Raw genomic sequence first — 18,521 nt, forward strand, 5'->3', positions numbered from 1 at the left:
TTCTCCCTCAGGCCCTGACGGCGGCAATCAGCCGCTCGACATGCGCGATCGGGGTGTCGGGCAAAATGCCGTGACCCAGATTGAAAACGAAAGGCTTGTCTCCAAACACCGATCTGATCGCGGCGACCTCGCGCTCCAGCTCCGGCCCCCCGGCGCGCAGGATCAACGGATCGAGATGGCCCTGGACAGGCACCAGCGACTGGATCGCGTCGCGCGCGAAGACACGGTCGATATCGGTTTCGAGTCCGACGGCATCGACGCCCGTCGCCGTGACATAGTCCGGAATGAGCGCGCCGGCGCCGCGAGGGAACCCGATGATACGGGTTCGGGGATGACGCGCCCGCACGCCCTCGACGATCCGCTTCGTCGGTGCAATGCACCAACGCTCGAACTCCCCAGGCCCCAGCGATCCCGCCCAGCTGTCGAAGATCTGCACGGCATCGACGCCGGCTTCGATCTGCGCGTTGAGATAGTCGATCGACGAAACGACGATCCGGTCGATCAAGCGCTGGAAGAAATCCGGGTCGCGCGTGAACAGCTCTTTCGCCGGCCCCTGATCCGGAGTGCCTCGACCGGCCACCATATAGGTCGCCACGGTCCAGGGCGCGCCACAGAAGCCGATGAAGGCTGTCTCCCTGGGCAGGGCCGCTCTCACCCGGCGCACGGTCTCGATGATCGGCGCAAGCTTGTCCTGGTCGGCTTGCCCATCGATGGCGCGCAGGCGCTCCTCGTCGGCGACCGGCTCGAGGCGTGGACCTTCGCCTTCGGCGAACCAGAGGGCCTGCCCGAGTGCTTGCGGAACGACGAGGATGTCCGAGAACAGGATCGCGGCATCGAAGCCGAAACGCCGGATCGGCTGCAAGGTGACCTCGGCAGCAAGCTCTGGATTGTAGCAAAGCGCGAGGAAGCTTCCGGCCTTGGCGCGAAGCTCACGATACTCCGGCAGATATCGGCCAGCCTGACGCATCAGCCAGAGCGGAGGCGTGGCCAATGTCTCTCCGTCGAGTGCCCGCAGGAAAACCGGTTTGCTATGCGTCGACATTCTCGATCCAGACCCTCGTTCTCGATCTCTTCTAAATATGATTCTTGAGAGAGAATCTTCTTTTTTGACTCTTGGAGGCAGGCACAGGCTTAGCCGCAAAGCCATCCACAGCTGGTCCACAGCTCACGGGGCCTCAAGACACGAATGCGGCAATGGCGATCGAGGTCGTTAAGGCTTTCTTAACCAATTGGAATCGAGGTCGCGCTTCCGGCCTCGAAAATGATTCACGTGAAACATCGCTGAACCTGACCACAGCCCTTTGCCTGTTGATCGAAATGGGGGGTTATACACGCCGCTCTCGGCAGGCCTCCGGGACGCTCGGTTGTCCACACTCATCCCCCGCCCCGTGAATTAGCCCGCCCTGCCGTCGACCTCCCGGTCCAGTTCGCTTTATCCGCTCAGCGCGCCAGAGCAGGATGCGAAAAAGCGGGCACCGGTTTTCGCATCCTGCTCTAACTCTTTGATGAGAGACGGATTCAGATCCGAGATGGGATCACTTTGTGATTCCATCTCGGATCATCCGGCTCTAGAGGTGGCTCTGTTCGCCAATCCGGGAGCCAACGTGGCCCGCAATTATTTCCACCTTCACCTCGTCTCGGACGCGACCGGCGAAACGCTGATCGCGGTCAGCCGCGCCGCTGCCGCACAATACGAGACCGTCTCGGCGATCGAGCATGTCTATCCGCTCGTCCGCTCCGAGGCGCAGCTCGCCCGCGTTCTGGCAGAGATCGAGGCCTCGCCCGGCGTCGTGCTCTACACCCTGGTCGAACCGGAATGGTCGGCGCGGCTCGAGGCGTTTTGTCGCGATCTCGGCTGCCCCTGCCTGTCGGTGCTCAACCCGGTGCTCTCGCTGTTCCAGTCCTATCTCGGCCAGGCCTCTGCGCCGAAGCCCGGCGCCCAGCACGTCCTCAACGCCGAATATTTCCGCCGCATCGACGCGATGAACTACACGCTGCTGCATGATGACGGACAGCTCGGCGGCGATCTTGAAAGCGCCGACATCGTCCTCGTCGGCATCAGCCGGACCTCGAAGACGCCGACCTCGATCTATCTCGCCAATCGCGGCATCAAGACGGCCAACATCCCGCTCGTGCCGAATGTGCCATTGCCGCCAGAGCTCGAAGCCCTGAAGAAGCCGCTGATCGTCGGCCTCGTCGCCAGTGCCGATCGCATCGTCCAGATCAGGCAGAACCGCTTGCTCTCGCTCAGGGCCGATGACGAGACGCCCTATGTCGATCCGGCTTCCGTGGCCGACGAGGTCGCGCAGTCGCGCCGGCTCTGCGCCCGCAAGGGCTGGCCGGTGATCGACGTCACCCGTCGCTCGATCGAGGAGACGGCAGCTGCGATCCTCGATCTCCTGCGCGACCACCGCATGAAGTTCATCGCGACATGAAGGGCGCAGCTGCGCTTTGGCTGGGTCCCGCTGCGCTCGTGCTGGCTTCGGGCAGCACGACGCGGCGCGATATGCTGCTCGCAGCTGGAATTCCGGTCGAGGTCATCAAGCCCGAGATCGACGAGCGCGCCGTCGAAGCGTCCCTGCTGCAACGGGGTCTGCCCGATGAAGACGCGGCTCTCGAACTTGCGCGCGCCAAGGCCCTGGCGATCTCAAGCGCTCATGCCCAGCGCATCGTGCTCGGCGCCGATCAGACATTGATCTGTGATGGCGTCAGTCATCACAAGCCCGCTGACGCCACCGCGGCCCGTGCCCAGATCGCCGCGCTGTCGGGCCGGACGCACCAGCTGCGCTCGGCCTTCGTCCTGGCGCAAGCCGGCGAGGTGGTCGCGCAGGGCGCCCAGATCGCCCATCTGACCATGCGCAATCTGAGCCCGGATTTCATCGCGGCCTATGTCGATGCGATGGGTCCATCCGCTTTCGCCAGCGTCGGCGGCTACCAGATCGAAGGGCTCGGCGCCCAGCTCTTCGACAACGTCGAAGGCGACCATTTCACCATTCTCGGCTTGCCGCTCCTTGCCGTCCTCGCCGCCTTGCGCGGTCGCGGCCTGCTCGCGCACTGATCCCTCGGACCGCTATCCACCATGACTCTTCGCTGCTTCGTCATCGGCCATCCGATCGCCCATTCGCGGTCGCCGCTGATTCACGGAACCTGGCTCGAGCAGTACGGGCTCGACGGATCCTATGAGCGGATCGATGTCGCGCCGTCGGATCTGCCGGGTTTCGTCGCGCGCATCCGGGCCGGCGAGTTCGCCGGCGGCAATGTCACCGTCCCGCATAAGGAAGCCATGCTGCCCTTGCTCGACGAGGTCAGCGAGGCGGCGCGCGCTATCGGCGCGGTCAATACGATCTGGCGCGAGAACGGGCGGCTTTACGGCGACAACACCGACGCGGCCGGTTTCCTCGGCCATCTCGATGCAACAGTGCCGGGCTGGCAGGAGAAGGTTCGCACGGCGCTGCTGATCGGGGCGGGCGGCGCCGCGCGGGCCATCGCCTATGGCCTGAAGAGCCGTGGCGTGGCGCGCATCATCCTGGCCAATCGCGGCCGGGAGCGGGCGATCGAGCTCGCCCGGGTTCTCGGTGCGCCGCTGCGAGCGCGCGACTGGGACGAGCGCGACGCACTGGTCGCGGAGGCCGATCTCATCGTCAACACGACCTCGCTCGGCATGCAGGCCCAGCCGCCGCTGGCGCTCGACCTGGCGCGCCTGCGCCCCGGCACGATCGTCGACGACATCGTCTATGTGCCGCTGAAGACCGTGCTGCTGACGCAGGCCGAACAGCGCGGCGGCGTCATCGTCGACGGCCTCGGCATGCTGCTGCACCAGGCCGTGCCCGGATTCGCGCGCTGGTTCGGCGTGACGCCGGCGGTGACGCCGGCCCTGCGCGCAAGGCTCGAAAGGGATATCCTGGGGACCTGATTCGGCGGGGCCCCATGACCACTCCATGACCTTCATCCCATGACCTTCACCCTGGGACTCACCGGCTCGATCGGGATGGGGAAATCGACGACCGCGGCCTTCTTCCGCGCGCGCGGCGTGCCGGTGCATGATGCCGATGCCTGCGTCCATGCGCTCTATCGCGGCCGTGCCGCGTCCTTGATCGGCGCGGCCTTTCCCGGTGTCGTCCGCGACGGCGTGGTCGATCGCCAGCGCCTCTCGGCCGCGGTGGTCGGACAGCCCGATGCGCTGAAGCGCTTGGAGGGCATCATCCATCCGCTCGTCCGCGAGGAGGAGGAGGCCATCCTCGCAAACAGCCGCAAGGCCGGCGTAGGGCTTGTCGTGCTCGATATTCCGCTACTGCTGGAGACCGGCGGACAGGCGCGTTGCGATGCCGTGCTCGTCGTCACCGCCCCGGCCGAGGTTCAGCGCGCGCGCGTCCTGGCGCGTCCGGAGATGACTGCGGAGAAGTTCGCCGCCATTCTCGCCCGCCAGATGCCGGATGCGCAGAAGCGCCGCCACGCCCATTTCCTTGTGGACACGGGCGCCGGTCTGCTGGCCGCGCAGCGGCAGGTGAGTTCTATCCTGAGCGCCCTTGCCGGCCGGCCCGGCCACAGGCTTCCAGTGGAGAGCGCTGTTCATGCGTGAAATCGTACTCGATACCGAGACGACCGGCGTTGAAGCCAATGGCGGCGATCGCATTGTCGAAATCGGTTGCGTCGAGCTGGTCAATCACTGCCCGAGCGGACGCAATTTTCACGTCTACATCAATCCCGAACGCTCGATGCCGGACGGCGCCTTCAAGGTCCACGGCCTCTCCGAAGCCTTCCTCTCCGACAAGCCGGTCTTTGCGGCGATTGCCGATGACTTCATGGGCTTCATCGGCGATGCGCGGCTCGTGATCCACAATGCCGCCTTCGATATCGGCTTCCTCAACATGGAGCTGAAGCGGCTCAGCTATGGCCCGATCGAACAGCATCGTGTCGTCGACACCCTGGCCATGGCGCGCCGAAAGCATCCCGGTGCCTCCAACAGCCTGGACGCACTCTGCTCGCGCTACGGCATCGACAACGCCAGGCGCACCAAGCACGGCGCGCTGCTCGACTCCGAAATCCTGGCCGAAGTCTATATCGAGCTGATCGGCGGCAAGCAGACGTCGCTTGGTCTGGGCGTCGCGATGGCGGGTGACAATGGCGGGCTGGGCGGCGCGGCGATCGAGCGTCCGCAACGCCAGCGGCCTCTCGCCTCCCGCCTCGACGAGGCAACCATCGCCGCCCATGAGACTTTCATCCGCACGCTCAAGACGCCGCTCTGGCGCGGCTATCTCGGCCTGACCGACGAGGCCTGACTTGCTTCGCGTCCAGTCGTCCTCGCGAGCGTAAGCAAAGCAGTCCAGCGTCCCACAGCAATCCTCTGGACTGCTTCGTCGCTTCGCTTCGCGCAATGACGGAGAGCGATGGGTCAGCTCTTCGTCTTGCGCCGCGACAGCATGTTCAGCCCCTCGATCGCGGCCGAGAAGGCCATGGCGGCGTAGATGTAGCCCTTGGGCACATGCGCGCCGAAGCCCTCGCCGATCAGCGTGCCGCCGATCATCAGCAGGAAGCCGAGCGCCAGCATCACGATGGTCGGGTTGCGCTCGATGAAGCTCGCCAGCGGATCGGCCGCGAGCAGCATCACCAGAACCGCGAAGACGACGGCGATCACCATCACCGGGATATGGTCGGTCATGCCGACGGCGGTGATGATGCTGTCGATGGAGAAGACGAGATCGAGCAGCAGGATCTGGACGATGACGCCACCGAAGGTGACGGCTGCCGCCTTGCCGCCGTCGAAGATGTCCGGCCCATGATCGGCGTCGACCTTGTGATGGATTTCCTTCGTCGCCTTCCAGACCAGGAAGAGGCCGCCGGCGATCAGGATGAGGTCGCGCCAGGAGAAGGCCTTGCCGAGCACCGAGAAGACCGGGGCGGTCAATTGCACGATGATGGCGACGGTCGAGAGCAGGCCGAGCCGCAGGATCAGCGCTAGCCCGATGCCGATCCTGCGGCCGCGCGCGCGTTGTTCTTCCGGCAGCTTGTTGGTCAGGATCGAGATGAAGATCAGGTTGTCGATGCCCAGGACGACTTCCATGGCGATCAATGCCCCGAGCGCGGCCCACACCGTGGGGTCGGCGGCAAGCGTCATCAGATAGTCCATCCCGGCTCCTTCATGTCGCGAAACGGCGGGCGCCCGGATGAGCGTCCGCCGTCGACTGCTCCGCGAGATGGAAGCTCCCCTGGCCGGCTGCAAGGGGTGAGCGCGCCGCACCGTCAACGAAAAAGGGCCCGTGAGGGCCCTTTCCGTGACAATTCATGCTGCCGGAAGGCTCAGGCGTTCGGCGCGCCCTGGGCCTGGAGCTCCTGCATGCGCTGCTGGAACAAGGCCGCGAAATCGATCGGCGGCACATAGAAGGGCGGGAAGCCGCCGTTCTGGACCGCCTCGGCGATGATCTGCCGGGCGAAGGGGAAGAGCAGGCGGGCGCAGTCGATCACCAGCACAGGGTGGATGTGCTCCTGCGGCACGTTCTGGATGCGGAACACGCCGCCATAGCTGAGATCGAAGGCGAACAGCGTCTCGCCGCCGAGCTCGGCCTTGCCCTCGAGCTGCAGCACGGTCTCGTAATCGTCCTCGCCGAGCGGAGCGGTCGAGACGTTGACCTGCAGCGACATCTGCGGCCCCTGCTGCGTCTGCTGGCTGAGCGAGCGTGGCGCCTTGGGATTCTCGAAGGAGAAATCCTTGGTGTACTGGATCAGGGCGCTCATGCTCGGAGCTGCCTCGGGGGCTTGCGCGCCGTTGCCGTTGGGAATGTCGTTGGCCATCGGTCCCATCATGATCTGAAGGCTGACTTAAGGAAATCCCGGGCCGGATTAAGACGTTCGGGACTGCGCGCCGTCCTGCGGTGCAATGCGGGCGTCGGCTATCATGGACGCCACCCTGGCACAAGAAGCCGCCTTCACAAGTTCAGGGGTGGATGTTACGAGCCTTGATCACCATATCACGCTTCACGGCCGAAAACCTTTAGGGGACAGGCCGATGCAAGGTGGCCACTGGAGCTTCGGATCAGGTTTCGATGCAAAATTCCTTCGACATGACGACGATTATTTTCCTGGCTCTGGCCGTTTTCGTCGCCTGGAAGCTGCGCTCGGTTCTGGGTCAGAAGACCGGTCAGGAACAGCCGCCGACCGATCCCTTCGCGCGGCGCGAGGGAGCCCCGGTGCGGCCCGACCAGGCGCCCCCGGCCGACGGCAAGCGCGACAACGTCATCCGCCTGCCCGGCGCGGCGAATGATCCCGCGGTGAACCCGGCGCCCGCCAGCGATCGCTGGAAGGATATCGCGCCTGCGGATTCGGCCATCGTTGCCGGCATCGAGGCGATCATCCGGCAGGAGCCGGGCTTCGATCCGCGCGCCTTCATCGGCGGCGCCAAGGCGGCCTATGAGACCATCGTCACCGCCTTCGCGCGCGGCGATCGCAAGGTGCTGAAAGGTCTCCTCGCCAAGGAGGTCTATGAGGGCTTCGAGCAGGCGATCACGGATCGTGAGAAGCGGGGCGAGAAGGCCGAATCCTCCTTCGTCTCGATCGACAAGGCGGAGATCACCGCCGTCGACGTCAAGGGCAAGAACGGCCAGGTCACCCTGGCCTTCGTCTCGCAATTGATCAGCGTCACGCGCGATGCCCAAGGCGCAGTCGTCGACGGCAGCGCCGAAGCGGTCTCCGAGGTCAACGACATCTGGACTTTCGCGCGCCAGCTCGGCAGCCGCGACCCCAACTGGCTCCTGGTCGCCACCGAATCCGCCGCGTGATCCGTGGTGCCGTTGCTGCGCTGGCGCTTGGCCTCGTGGCGTGCGGTGCGGCGATGAGCGCAGCGCTCGCCCAGGCCCCGCCGCTGCCAGCCGGCGCGCGCGCCGAGGCGGTGCCCGTCGCCGGCATTCCGGGATGGGCCAAGGACGATCATCGCATTGCCCTGGACATCTTCGCACGCGGCTGCATGACAGACCCGCCGCTGCGGGCGTCTGTGCCGACCCCCGAAGTGCTCGAGCTCATCTGTGCCCGCGCCCGTCTTCTGACGAGGAAGGCCCGACCCGATCGCGAGACGGCGCGTCGGTTTTTCGAGCAGAATTTCTCGTTCTGGCGAATCCGCCCCGCAGCGGCTGAGACCGGCTTCATGACCGGCTATTTCGAGCCCGAATTCGAAGGCTCGCTCACGCGCTCCGCAGCTTTCCCGACACCGCTCTATGGCCGCCCGGCCGATCTGGTGACCCGCCAGCCCGGCGACGACTGGCCGGGCATTGAGCCAGGGCTTTCAGCCGCGCGCCAGACGGCGCGAGGGCTCGTGCCCTTCCCCGATCGCGCCGCGATCGAGGCCGGCGCGCTCGATGGCCAGAAGCTCGAAATCCTCTGGATGCGCGATCCGGTCGATCGCTTCGTGCTGCAGGTCCAGGGCTCCGGCCGGATCCGTCTGCCCGATGGCCGGGTGACGCGACTGGTCTATTCCGGCCGTAACGGCCAAGCCTATACCTCGCTCGGCCGGGCGCTGAGCGAACGCGAGAACATCCCGCCGGCAGAGATGACGATGGACAAGCTGATCGCGCGCTTGAAGGCCGATGCCGGCTTCGCCCGCGATCTGATCGCGCTCAACCGCTCCTTCGTCTTCTTCGCGCGCCGGGACGATCTGCCGCCGAACTCCGGACCGATAGGCGGGGCCGGCTTGCCATTGACGCCCTTGCGCAGCATCGCCATCGACCGCACGGTCTGGCCCTATGGCCTGCCCGCCTGGATCGACGCCACGATTCCCGATGGGCAAGGCGGCAGCGAACGGCTTTCAAGGCTGATGATCGCGCAGGATACCGGCTCGGCGATCCTCGGGCCGGCGCGGGTCGACCTCTTCGTCGGTTCGGGCGCGGCGGCCGGACATCGGGCCGGCTTGATCCGCCACAACTTCGATTTCACCGTGCTCTGGCCGCGCAATCCGAGGCCCTGACGATGCGGTCGCGACGGGGCAAGACATTGTCGCCGGCCGATATCGCGCTCTGGCGCGAAGTCGCGCGCTCGGTGACTCCGCTTCCCGGCCGCAAGCCGGTCGAGCCCGAGCAGCCGGAGCCAGCTGCGCCCACCCCCGTCATGGCCGAGGCCACTATTCTCGTGGTGGCTGCGAAGCCGGCCCAATCCAGACCGGCGCCACCGCCCTTGGCGCCGCTCGAACGCCGCCTGCGCACCCAATTGCGGCGCGGCCAGCAGGGCGTCGAGGCGGTGATCGATCTGCACGGCATGCGCCAGGACGAAGCGCATCTGGCATTGCGCGCCTTTCTGCGGCGTGAGCAGGCGCGCGGCTGCAAGCTCGCGCTGGTCGTCACCGGCAAGGGCGCGGCGGGGGACAGCCTGTTCGGCGAGGAGCGTGGGGTGCTGCGCCGCATGGTGCCGCATTGGCTGCGCCTGCCCGATCTGCGTCCGCTGGTCGTCGGCTTCGAGGAGGCCGAGCAGCGCCATGGCGGAACAGGGGCGCTCTACATACGCCTGCGGCGCCAGCGCGAGATCGGGCCGTGACCCCCTTCGGCCAGAGGGTGCGGGCGCTGCGGGCGGCCCGTGGCGTCACCCTGGCGCAAATGGCGGGTGCGCTCGGCGTTACGCCCGCCTATCTCTCGGCGTTGGAGCACGGCAAGCGCGGTCGGCCGACCTTCGTGCTGATCCAGGGCGTCATCCATGTGCTGGGCGTGATCTGGGACGAGGCGGATGAATTGGTGCGCCTCGCTGATCTCTCGCATCCGCGTGTCACTGTCGATACGGCCGGACTCGATGCCGAGGCGACGCTGCTCGCCAACCGCCTCGCCCGCGAGATCGCGGTCCTGGAGCGCGACGAACTCAAACGTCTTGCGGATATTCTCGACGAAGCCGCGATTCGCCGCGCTGCGGCGCCGGATTGAGCCGGGCTTGCTTGACCCGAAGCCCGGCGGATGCAACACGCGCCGCCAACCTCTCCTTAAGATCAGCATCCGGACCTGTTCATGAGCCATTCGCGCACCGACGTCCTCGCCCTCGGCAATGCCATCGTCGACGTCATCGCTTCCGCCGAGGAGGACTTCCTGGCCCAGCACGATCTCGCCAAGGGCGCGATGATGCTGATCGACGAGGCCCGCGCCGAGGCGCTCTACGCCGCCATGGGCCCGGGCAAGGTCATTTCCGGCGGTTCGGCCGCCAACACCATCGCCGGCCTCGCGTCCTTCGGCGGCAAGGGCGCCTTCATCGGCAAGGTCAAGGCCGACGAGCTCGGCAAGATCTACCGGCATGACCTGACCTCGCTCGGCGTGTCCTTCGACACCGCCTTCGCGACGGACGGTCCCGCGACCGCACGCTCCTTCATCATCGTCACGCCCGATGGCGAGCGCACGATGAACACCTATCTCGGCGCCTGCCAGGGGCTCACTGTCGGCGATGTCGATGCCAAGGCGGTCGAGAACGCCGACATCATCTATCTCGAAGGCTATCTCTGGGACCCGCCGGCAGCCAAGGAGGCCTTCCGCAAGGCCTCCGAGATCGCCCACAAGGCGGGCGGGCGCGTCGCCATCACCTTGTCGGATTCCTTCTGCGTCGATCGTTATCGCGACGAGTTCCTCGGCCTGATCCGCAATCGCATGGTCGACATCGTCTTCGCCAATGAGCACGAGCTGAAGAGCCTCTACCAGACCGCTGATTTCGAGACGGCGCTGGCAGCGTTGCGGGCCGAGAACATCCTCGCCGCCGTGACCCGTTCGGAAAAGGGGGCTCTGGCCGTGACGCCGGACGGCATCGTCGCCGAGCCGGTCTTCCCCGTCGAGCGCATCGTCGACAGCACCGGCGCGGGCGATCTCTTCGCTGCCGGTTTCCTCTTCGGCCTGACTTCGGGCCGCGAGGTGCGCGATGCGCTGCGCCTGGGCGCGCTCGCCGCTGCCGAGGTCATCAGCCATGTCGGCGCGAGGCCGGATATGAACCTGAAGGTCCTGGCAGGGAACGAAGGGCTGCTGTGAGCCGCAGCCCCCCTGTCATTCCGGGGCGGCCCTCCGGGTTCTTCGCTGCGCGAAGCCCCGGGATGACCAGGTCGTCGCTCGTTCAACCTCCTCAATACAGCGTCGCCTTCACCCGCTCCGGCAGCGCCTTGTCATAGGCCTCGCCGTCGAAGGTCTCGACCTTGTCGTTCTTCTCCGTGATCGCGCGCAGGATCTGTCCGGCGCTCGGCAGGCTGCGCTTGTCGCGCTGTGCTGCCAGGTTCCACAGGTCGGCGCGCACCACTGCGCGCGAGCACTGGAAGTAGACGCTCTCCACCGCGACCACGATCACGCAGGCCGGCAGCTTTCCGGCCATGGCGAAGCCCGCGCAGAGCTCGGGATCGCTCGAGAGCGTCGCGGTGCCGTTCACACGCAGCGTTTCGCCGTAACCCGGGATCAGGAAGAGCATTCCGATTCGATTGTCGAACAGGATATTTTTCAACGAATCCAAACGGTTATTGCCTCTTCTGTCCGGAATCAGGAGCGTTTTCGCGTCCCGGAGTCGCACGAAGCCCGGCATATCCCCACGCGGTGAGCAATCCAGGCCGTCCGGGCCATTGGTCGCGAGCACGAAAAACGGCGAGGCGGCGATCAGCGCCGCGTAATTCGCATCGACGTGATCGATCTCCTTGGCGACCGAGGCCGGGGCGATCGGGTTGGGATAGAGTGCCACAAGGTCATCGAGGGAGGTGAGTGTGTGGTCGGGCATGCCAATCTCCATGGTCGCAATAGTCTAGACTATTGAGGATCAGCCGTCACCTCGGCTTTACGCCGACCGGACCGCCCATGCCATCTCAGGACAAGGCAAGGGCGATCGCCTGGGCCAAGCCGGCGGGATTCTCCCAGGCCATGGAATGGCCGGCAGATGGTATGATGGCGACGTCGACGCCGAGCCGGGGAAGGTCCTCCGCGTCGCTGCTTGGAAGGCTAGCCTCTCCGAACAGGACGCAGCGCGGCTGCGGCAGATCCGCCAGCATCTCGCGCCAGCTCGGGGTGCTGCCGGCGACCAATGAGCTGGCCCCGCGATGCGCAGCATAGGGGGCGCTGATGGCCAGCGATGCGGCCCAGACACCGTTGCCCTCGGCGCGGCTGGCCTGGACGAGCGCGTCATGGCCGCGTTCGATATAGTCGCGCTCGGCCATGGCGGCGATGCGCCGGCTGAAAAAGCCTCCGCCGGGCTCCAGATTGGGCTCGCCGAGGACGAGCCGCCTGAGGCGCCCCGCCAGCATCCGCGCCGCCGTGATGGCCACCGCCCCGCCCATGCTGTGGCCGAACAGATCGAGTTCGGTCAATCGCGCATGCTCGGCCAATGCCACGATGCTGCGGGCATGGTCCTCGATGGTGTAGCCGAACCCGGTCGGCCGATCGCTGAAGCCGGAGCCCAGCAGGTCGACCAGGAGCACGCGCCGCCCCCGCAAGGCGGCGTCCGCCGCGACGCGCGGATAGTCGCAGGACGAGGCGCAGCCCAGCCCATGGATAAAGAGAAGCGCAGGGCCATCGCCCGCGATGTCGTGATAGCGCAGCTCCGCATCGGCGGCTGGAACGGTGAAAGACTTCATTGATGGGCCCCGGTTTGCCGCGGAAGGCTGCGGCAGCTCGCATCATCGATCTGTCAGCATCGATCCTGCTCTCACTCTGTGATGAGAGATGAACAATAAAAAACGCCCCGCATCCTGCGATGCGGGGCGTCTCGTTTCACGTGAATCGCGCGCTGCTTACTCGGCGGCGCCGCGCTCGCGGCTCTTCTCGGCTTCGCGAGCGGCCTTGAGCTTCTCGGTCAGATCCTCGCCGGTCTCCTGGTCGACGACCTTCATCGAGAGGCGGATCTTGCCGCGCTCGTCCTGGCCGAGGAACTTGACCTTGACCTTGTCGCCTTCCTTGACGACGTCCGAGACCTTCTGGACGCGAGCCGCGGCCAGCTCCGAGATATGGACCAAGCCGTCCTTGGCGCCGAAGAAGTTCACGAAGGCGCCGAACTCCATGATCTTCACGACGGTGCCGTCATAGATCATGCCGACTTCGGCTTCGGAAACGATCGACTTGATCCACTTGATCGCGGCTTCGATCGACTTGCCGTCGGCCGAAGCGATCTTGATGGTGCCGTCATCCTCGATATTGACCTTCGCGCCGGTCTTCTCGACGATTTCGCGGATGACCTTGCCGCCGGAGCCGATGACTTCGCGGATCTTGTCGACCGGGATCTTCATCGTCTCGATGCGCGGGGCATACTCGCCGAGCTGGCCGCGCGAGACCGAAAGCGCCTTGTTCATCTCGCCGAGGATGTGGTCGCGACCGCCCTTGGCCTGGTCGAGGGCGACCTTCATGATCTCCTCGGTGATGCCGGCGATCTTGATGTCCATCTGCAGCGAGGTGATGCCCTCGGCTGTGCCGGCGACCTTGAAGTCCATGTCGCCGAGATGGTCCTCGTCACCCAGGATGTCGGAGAGCACCGCGAAGCGCTCGCCTTCCAGGATCAGGCCCATCGCGATGCCCGCAACCGGCGCCTTCAGCGGCACGCCGGCGTCCATCAGGGCAAGCGAGGTGCCGCAGACGGTGGCCATCGAGGAGGAGCCGTTCGACTCGGTGATCTCCGAGACGACGCGGATGGTGTAGGGGAACTCCGACTTCGCTGGCAGCATCGGGCGAATGGCGCGCCAGGCGAGCTTGCCATGGCCGATTTCGCGGCGGCCGGGCGAGCCCATGCGGCCGGCTTCACCGACCGAATAGGGAGGGAAGTTGTAGTGCAGCAGGAAGGTCTCCTTGTAGGTGCCTTCCAGCGAGTCGATGAACTGCTCGTCATCGCCGGTGCCCAGCGTGGTCACGACCAGCGCCTGCGTCTCGCCGCGGGTGAACAGCGCCGAGCCGTGGGTGCGCGGCAGGATGCCGGCTTCCGCGACGATCTTGCGCACGGTCTTGAGATCGCGCCCGTCGATGCGGACACCCTCGTCGAGGATGGTCCAGCGCACGACCTTGGCCTGGGCTTCCTTGAACTGGCTGCCGACCTGCTCCTTGGTGAAGGTCGTCTTGCCGTCCGGCTCGGCCGAAACCAACGCGGCGACCTTGGCCTTGGCGGCGTCCAGCGCCTTGTAGCGCTCGGCCTTGGTGGTGATCTTGTAGGCGGCGCGCAGATCCGCATCCACCAGCTTGAGGACCGCGTCGAGCACGACGGAGTTGTCGGCCGGCTGATAGTCGCGCGGCTCCTTGGCGGCCTTCTCGGCCAGGCGGATGATCGCATCGATCACCGGCTGGAAGTGCTTGTGGCCGAACATCACGGCGCCGAGCATGATCTCCTCGGAGAGCTGCTTGGCCTCCGATTCAACCATCAGGACGGCGTCGGGCGTGCCGGCGACGACGAGGTCGAGCGCCGATTCCTTGATCTCGTCGACCAGCGGGTTGAGCTTGTAGGCGCCGTCGAAATAGCCGACGCGCGCAGCGCCGACCGGGCCCGTGAAGGGCACGCCGGAGAGCGTCAGAGCGGCGGAGGCGGCGACCATCGCGACGATGTCGGGGTCGTTCTCGAGGTCATGCTGCAGCACGGTGCAGACGACCTGCGTCTCGTTGCGGTAACCCTCGACGAAGAGCGGGCGGATCGGCCGGTCGATCAGGCGCGAGACCAGCGTCTCCTTCTCGGTCGGGCGTCCCTCGCGCTTGAAATAACCGCCGGGAATGCGGCCGGCGGCGAAGGTCTTTTCCTGGTAGTTCACGGTCAGCGGGAAGAAGTCGATCCCGGCCTTGGGCTCCTTGGCCGAAACGACGGTGGCGAGCACCACGGTCTCGCCATAGGTCGCGAGCACGGCCGCATCGGCCTGGCGGGCGATCTTGCCGGTTTCCAGAACGAGCTTGCGCCCACCCCAGATCAGTTCTTCGGTCTGTACATCGAACATGGATTTATCTTTCGGATCGGATGCGACCCGACCGGTGTCTCCGGCCCATGAGCAAGACGGCGGAAAGCTCGGGTTTTTGTGAAAATATGCGCCCGAGCGCTCGGCGATCCTGCCATGGACATCGAGGACGCCCGGCGGGTCATGCGGGAAGGCCGCCCCTTGCGGCTCCCGCGATGAAATCAGGACGCCGCCCCATTGCGGCAGATCCTGGAAAACCGCCCGGAGCGATGTCGCACCGGGCGTGAAGCAGTCAGCGCTCGATCAGCGGCGGATGCCGAGCTTCTCGATCAGGGTCTTATAGCGCGGCTCGCTCTTGCTCTTGAGATAGTCGAGCAGCGAACGGCGCTGCGAAACCATCTTGAGCAGGCCGCGACGCGAATGGTTGTCCTTGACATGCGACTTGAAGTGGCCGGTCAGGTTGTTGATGCGCTCCGTCAGGATCGCGACCTGGACTTCCGGCGAGCCGGTGTCGTTCGGCTTCGTGGCATGTTCCTTCATGAGCGCAGTCTTGCGCTCGGCAGTGATCGACATCGTGAGATCCTCATATTGGGGTTGATCTGGCGGGCCAGGCCGGGATGTCGTCCAGCAAGGTCCGAAGCCCGCAATCGCTCTCATCGAGGAGAGGACGCGCAGCCGGCTTTCACGCCGGTTGGCTGGGCATATACACGAAACGACGGGAAAGGCTAGCGCGACGCGGTTTCAGCCAGATCCGGCTCGGCCCCGCGGTCATAGCGCCGCTGCGCCGCCTCGACCGTGCCGATATGGGTTTCCGCCCAGATCCTCAGGCTGTCGACGGTCACGGCCAGCGTCCGGCCGAGCTCGGTCAGCGAATATTCGACCGTGACCGGCACGGTCGGGAAGGCCTCGCGGCGGATGAGGCCGTCGCGCTCGAGGCTCTTCAGCGTCTGCGACAGCATCTTCTGGGAGATCGCTTGGATGCGCCGGCGCAGTTCGTTGAAGCGCAGCGTCTCATGCTCGAGCAGGATCAGGATCAGCACCGCCCATTTGTCGCCGATGCGGTCGAGCACCCGTCGCGTCGGGCATTGCGCATTGAAGGGGTCGGGGCGTTGCAGCATGCGGGTTTCCTGGAAGTGACCATGTCTCGCGAAAGTGCCTTCTTTACGGAAGGAAATGGGCGAGCCATCTAGGTTCCATTGGAGTGGTAGTATCCATTAGATACTGGAAAAACAGGACCGTGTCATGACAATCGCACTCATCGGCGCCACCGGCTTCATCGGCTCGCGCATTCTGGCGGAGCTGGTCTCCCGCGGCCATAAGGTCACGGCCATCGTCCGCAATCCGGAGAAGGTTCCGGCGCTGGCGGGCGTCACCGCCGTCAAGGGCGACATCTTCGACAAGGATGGCCTCGCCCGGCTGCTCGCCGGCCATGAGGCCGTGATCAGCTCCGTCCATTATCTGGCGAGCGATGCGGACGCCCTGCTCGGCGCCGTGAAGCAATCCGGCGTCAAGCGTTACCTCGTCGTCGGCGGCGCGGGCAGCCTGGAGGTCGCTCCCGGCGTGAAGCTGTTCGACACGCCCGATTTCCCGGCGGCCTACCATGCCGAGGCCAAGAAGGGCGGCGCCTATCTCGAGCTTCTGCGCCAGGAGGAGGCGCTGGACTGGAGCTTCCTGTCGCCCTCGGCCGTGATCGCTCCCGGCGAGCGGACCGGCAAGTTCCGTCTCGGCGGCGATCAATTGCTGGTCGATGGTGGCGGCAACAGCGCGATCTCCGCCGAGGATTTTGCGGTGGCGCTGGTCGACGAGCTGGAGAAGCCGGCCCATAGCCGCAAGCGCTTCACCGTCGGTTACTGAAAAAACGCGCGGTTACTAAAAAAGGGCCGGCGCCACTTCGCGTCGGCCCTTTTTTCATGCGGCGCTGCGTGCGCCCGGCCTGATGAAGCGATGGTCCCCCAGCGTGAGAATGCCGCGGCGGGCCTCGCCGATCGCGGTACGGCCGGTATCGCCTTCGAAATACAGGCGCGACCCATCGACCTCATAGCGGCCGCGATAGATGTCGCGACCCGCACGGAGCGTCTTGCCATAGCGGCCATTCGGCAGGAGCGAGAGCCGGGTCGCCCCGTCATCGGCGATCCAGACGCCCATCATGGCGCGCTCGGCGGCGTTGGGCTGCATCAGGGCTTCGAGGTCGATCTCGAGCGGGCGGGTTGCGTTGGCGGCGCGGATGGATCCGGTGAGCGCGCTGAACGCGGTGAGAACGCGGTTGAATTGCATGGCTTGCTCCTGTGTTGCGAGCGGCTGGCCGATCGAGCCAGCGTGAGGAGATGAATGCCGCATGCAAGCTCGCGAGTGATAGACCGAAGCGCCGCAAGGATTGCCTGATCCTCCATGAATGCTGGCATCGGGTCGCAGGAGCTGCCAATTCATTGTATGAAAATCCAGGTGTCGGCGCCGGCTCAGCCAGCATCGACCCTATGATGGAGCGGTTGGATGCGGCAGGCGGACGAACTGGCGGCGGTGCTCGGCCGCCTCGTGACCTTGGATGGTGTGCATCAGACGGCGATCCCGCGGCTCGCCCTGATCCGCTCCAGCCAGCCGACGGAGCCCATGCATGGGCTGCATCTGCCGGCGCTCTGCATCATCGTGCAGGGCCGCAAGCAGGTCATGCTGGGCGAGCAGATCTATCTCTACGACCGGACGCATTATCTCGTCGTCTCCGTCGATCTGCCGATCATCGGCCAGGTGGTGGAGGCCAGCGCCGAGGCGCCGTATTTCTCGGTGCGGCTCGATCTCGACCCCGTCCAGCTCAGCGCGCTGATGCTGGAGAGCAAGCCCAATGCGACCAGGTCCGGCGAGGGCGGTCATACCGGCGCCGGGCCGGGGCTTGCCGTGAATCCGGCAGCGCCCGAACTGCTCGATGCCATGTTGCGGCTGGTCAGGCTGCTGGAGACGCCGGATGACATCGCGGTTCTGGCGCCGCTGGCCGAACGCGAGATTCTCTACCGCCTGATGAATGGCGAACAGGCGGCGCGCCTGCGCCAGATCGCGACGGCGGAAAGCAAGTTGCAGCAGGTGAACAAGGCCATAGGCTGGATCAGGCGCAACTACGACAAGACCTTCAGCATCGAGGCGCTGGCGTCCGAGGCCAGCATGAGCCCCTCGGCGCTGCATCAGCACTTCAAGGCGGTCACCGCGATGAGCCCGCTGCAGTATCAGAAGCAGTTGCGCCTGCAGGAGGCGCGACGGCTCATCCTGGGCGCGGCGCTGGATGCTGCCTCCGCCGGTTTCAGGGTCGGCTATGAAAGCCCCTCGCAGTTCAGCCGTGAATATCGTCGGCTCTTCGGCGCGCCGCCGCTGCGGGACGTTGCAAGGCTGCGCGGCGCTTCAGCCCTGGAGATGGTAGGAGCCTGAGGCTGCGCTCAGGCCCTCCCCTGCCTCAGAACTCCTCCCATCCCGCGTCGCTGGCGCGGCCGTTGACGGCGCGCTTGGCCGGTGCTGCGGCGTGCGTCGGGGCCGGGGCGGATCTGGCTGGCGCCGCCGCGGCAGGCCTGGGGCTCTGCGCGAAGGCGGCTTCGGCGAGCTTGCGCAGGCGCGCAGGCTCGGAGGCCGGTTCATGAGCCTGGGCAGCGCTTGTCCTGGCGGCCGGGCGCGGCACCGGGGCGTAGCTGGCCGATGAGGCGGTCGCGCCCTC

At 66.0% G+C, this 18,521-nt stretch carries 21 protein-coding genes and 1 pseudogene; 12 read left to right on the forward strand and 10 right to left on the reverse strand.

Annotated elements, in window-relative coordinates; all coding sequences use genetic code 11:
* Positions 1-7: 7 nt before the first annotated feature.
* Entirely contained in the window at positions 8-1,042 is a 1,035-nt protein-coding gene (gene hemE / locus CYD53_RS28705) for a uroporphyrinogen decarboxylase (protein ID WP_103721495.1), read from the reverse strand.
* Between the two features lie 562 nt (positions 1,043-1,604).
* On the opposite strand from hemE, the gene CYD53_RS28710 reads away from it, so the two are divergent.
* From CYD53_RS28710 to dnaQ, 5 genes are read left to right on the forward strand one after another with little or no spacing between them, the layout of a single operon-like run.
* Complete coding sequence (locus CYD53_RS28710; protein WP_103721513.1) at positions 1,605-2,435, forward strand: pyruvate, water dikinase regulatory protein; 831 nt, start codon at positions 1,605-1,607, stop codon at positions 2,433-2,435.
* A complete protein-coding gene (locus tag CYD53_RS28715) occupies positions 2,432-3,058 on the forward strand; it encodes a Maf family protein (protein ID WP_103721496.1) in 627 nt (208 codons plus the stop codon). The genes CYD53_RS28710 and CYD53_RS28715 overlap by 4 nt, the downstream gene beginning before the upstream one ends.
* 21 nt (positions 3,059-3,079) lie before the next feature.
* On the forward strand, positions 3,080-3,913 hold the full coding sequence (locus CYD53_RS28720) for a shikimate dehydrogenase (protein ID WP_103721497.1): 834 nt from the start codon (positions 3,080-3,082) through the stop codon (positions 3,911-3,913).
* Between the two features lie 39 nt (positions 3,914-3,952).
* Positions 3,953-4,579: a dephospho-CoA kinase gene (gene coaE, locus CYD53_RS28725; protein WP_103721498.1), complete on the forward strand. Its 627-nt coding sequence runs from the start codon at positions 3,953-3,955 to the stop codon at positions 4,577-4,579.
* Positions 4,572-5,279 (forward strand): DNA polymerase III subunit epsilon, encoded by a 708-nt coding sequence (dnaQ, locus tag CYD53_RS28730; RefSeq protein ID WP_103721499.1) that lies wholly within the window; start codon positions 4,572-4,574, stop codon positions 5,277-5,279. Before coaE ends, dnaQ begins: the two co-directional genes overlap by 8 nt.
* Positions 5,280-5,392: 113 nt before the next feature.
* Here dnaQ and CYD53_RS28735 read toward each other — a convergent pair whose 3' ends face one another.
* Together CYD53_RS28735 and secB are read right to left on the reverse strand one after the other, a co-directional pair.
* Positions 5,393-6,127, reverse strand: coding sequence for a TerC family protein (locus tag CYD53_RS28735; protein WP_103721500.1), 735 nt, complete (start codon positions 6,125-6,127; stop codon positions 5,393-5,395).
* Positions 6,128-6,297: 170 nt separating this feature from the next.
* On the reverse strand, positions 6,298-6,789 hold the full coding sequence (gene secB, locus CYD53_RS28740; protein ID WP_103721501.1) for a protein-export chaperone SecB: 492 nt from the start codon (positions 6,787-6,789) through the stop codon (positions 6,298-6,300).
* Positions 6,790-7,040: 251 nt separating this feature from the next.
* Here secB and CYD53_RS28745 point away from each other — a divergent pair, with 251 nt between their 5' ends.
* From CYD53_RS28745 to CYD53_RS28765, 5 genes are all read left to right on the forward strand, one after another.
* Positions 7,041-7,772, forward strand: a complete 732-nt coding sequence (locus tag CYD53_RS28745) for a Tim44/TimA family putative adaptor protein (protein ID WP_103721502.1) — start codon at positions 7,041-7,043, stop codon at positions 7,770-7,772.
* A complete protein-coding gene (gene mltA / locus CYD53_RS28750) occupies positions 7,769-8,950 on the forward strand; it encodes a murein transglycosylase A (RefSeq protein ID WP_103721503.1) in 1,182 nt (393 codons plus the stop codon). The genes CYD53_RS28745 and mltA overlap by 4 nt, the downstream gene beginning before the upstream one ends.
* 2 nt (positions 8,951-8,952) lie before the next feature.
* Entirely contained in the window at positions 8,953-9,513 is a 561-nt protein-coding gene (locus CYD53_RS28755; protein ID WP_103721504.1) for a Smr/MutS family protein, read from the forward strand.
* A complete protein-coding gene (locus tag CYD53_RS28760; protein WP_103721505.1) occupies positions 9,510-9,890 on the forward strand; it encodes a helix-turn-helix domain-containing protein in 381 nt (126 codons plus the stop codon). The genes CYD53_RS28755 and CYD53_RS28760 overlap by 4 nt, the downstream gene beginning before the upstream one ends.
* An 81-nt stretch (positions 9,891-9,971) precedes the next feature.
* Positions 9,972-10,970 carry an adenosine kinase gene (locus CYD53_RS28765; RefSeq protein WP_103721506.1) on the forward strand — a complete coding sequence of 333 codons (999 nt, stop codon included), beginning with the start codon at positions 9,972-9,974 and terminating at the stop codon, positions 10,968-10,970.
* 91 nt (positions 10,971-11,061) lie between these two features.
* On the opposite strand, the gene CYD53_RS28770 is transcribed toward CYD53_RS28765, so the two are convergent.
* From CYD53_RS28770 to CYD53_RS28790, 5 genes are all read right to left on the reverse strand, one after another.
* Complete coding sequence (locus CYD53_RS28770) at positions 11,062-11,697, reverse strand: pyridoxamine 5'-phosphate oxidase family protein (RefSeq protein WP_103721514.1); 636 nt, start codon at positions 11,695-11,697, stop codon at positions 11,062-11,064.
* 85 nt (positions 11,698-11,782) lie between these two features.
* On the reverse strand, positions 11,783-12,547 hold the full coding sequence (locus CYD53_RS28775) for an alpha/beta fold hydrolase (protein ID WP_103721507.1): 765 nt from the start codon (positions 12,545-12,547) through the stop codon (positions 11,783-11,785).
* Positions 12,548-12,703: 156 nt separating this feature from the next.
* Positions 12,704-14,872 carry a polyribonucleotide nucleotidyltransferase gene (gene pnp / locus CYD53_RS28780; RefSeq protein ID WP_103721508.1) on the reverse strand — a complete coding sequence of 723 codons (2,169 nt, stop codon included), beginning with the start codon at positions 14,870-14,872 and terminating at the stop codon, positions 12,704-12,706.
* A gap of 261 nt (positions 14,873-15,133) precedes the next feature.
* Positions 15,134-15,403: a 30S ribosomal protein S15 gene (gene rpsO, locus CYD53_RS28785; RefSeq protein WP_054143123.1), complete on the reverse strand. Its 270-nt coding sequence runs from the start codon at positions 15,401-15,403 to the stop codon at positions 15,134-15,136.
* 152 nt (positions 15,404-15,555) lie between these two features.
* A complete protein-coding gene (locus CYD53_RS28790) occupies positions 15,556-15,948 on the reverse strand; it encodes a winged helix-turn-helix transcriptional regulator (RefSeq protein WP_103721509.1) in 393 nt (130 codons plus the stop codon).
* Positions 15,949-16,072: 124 nt separating this feature from the next.
* Here CYD53_RS28790 and CYD53_RS28795 point away from each other — a divergent pair, with 124 nt between their 5' ends.
* The gene (locus tag CYD53_RS28795) at positions 16,073-16,684 is read left to right on the forward strand and encodes an NAD(P)-dependent oxidoreductase (protein ID WP_103721510.1); all 612 of its coding nucleotides are present in this window, start codon (positions 16,073-16,075) and stop codon (positions 16,682-16,684) included.
* A 54-nt stretch (positions 16,685-16,738) separates the two neighbouring features.
* Here CYD53_RS28795 and CYD53_RS28800 read toward each other — a convergent pair whose 3' ends face one another.
* Positions 16,739-17,104: an Atu4866 domain-containing protein gene (locus CYD53_RS28800; RefSeq protein WP_245928476.1), complete on the reverse strand. Its 366-nt coding sequence runs from the start codon at positions 17,102-17,104 to the stop codon at positions 16,739-16,741.
* Positions 17,105-17,320: 216 nt separating this feature from the next.
* Here CYD53_RS28800 and CYD53_RS28805 point away from each other — a divergent pair, with 216 nt between their 5' ends.
* Complete coding sequence (locus tag CYD53_RS28805) at positions 17,321-18,241, forward strand: AraC family transcriptional regulator (RefSeq protein WP_103721511.1); 921 nt, start codon at positions 17,321-17,323, stop codon at positions 18,239-18,241.
* A 25-nt stretch (positions 18,242-18,266) separates the two neighbouring features.
* On the opposite strand, the pseudogene CYD53_RS30460 reads toward CYD53_RS28805, so the two are convergent.
* Positions 18,267-18,521 (reverse strand): annotated as a pseudogene (locus tag CYD53_RS30460) (hypothetical protein); the annotation flags it as partial.

The organism is Allobosea psychrotolerans (assembly GCF_002917105.1).
Taxonomy (GTDB): Bacteria; Pseudomonadota; Alphaproteobacteria; order Rhizobiales; family Beijerinckiaceae; genus Allobosea; species Allobosea psychrotolerans.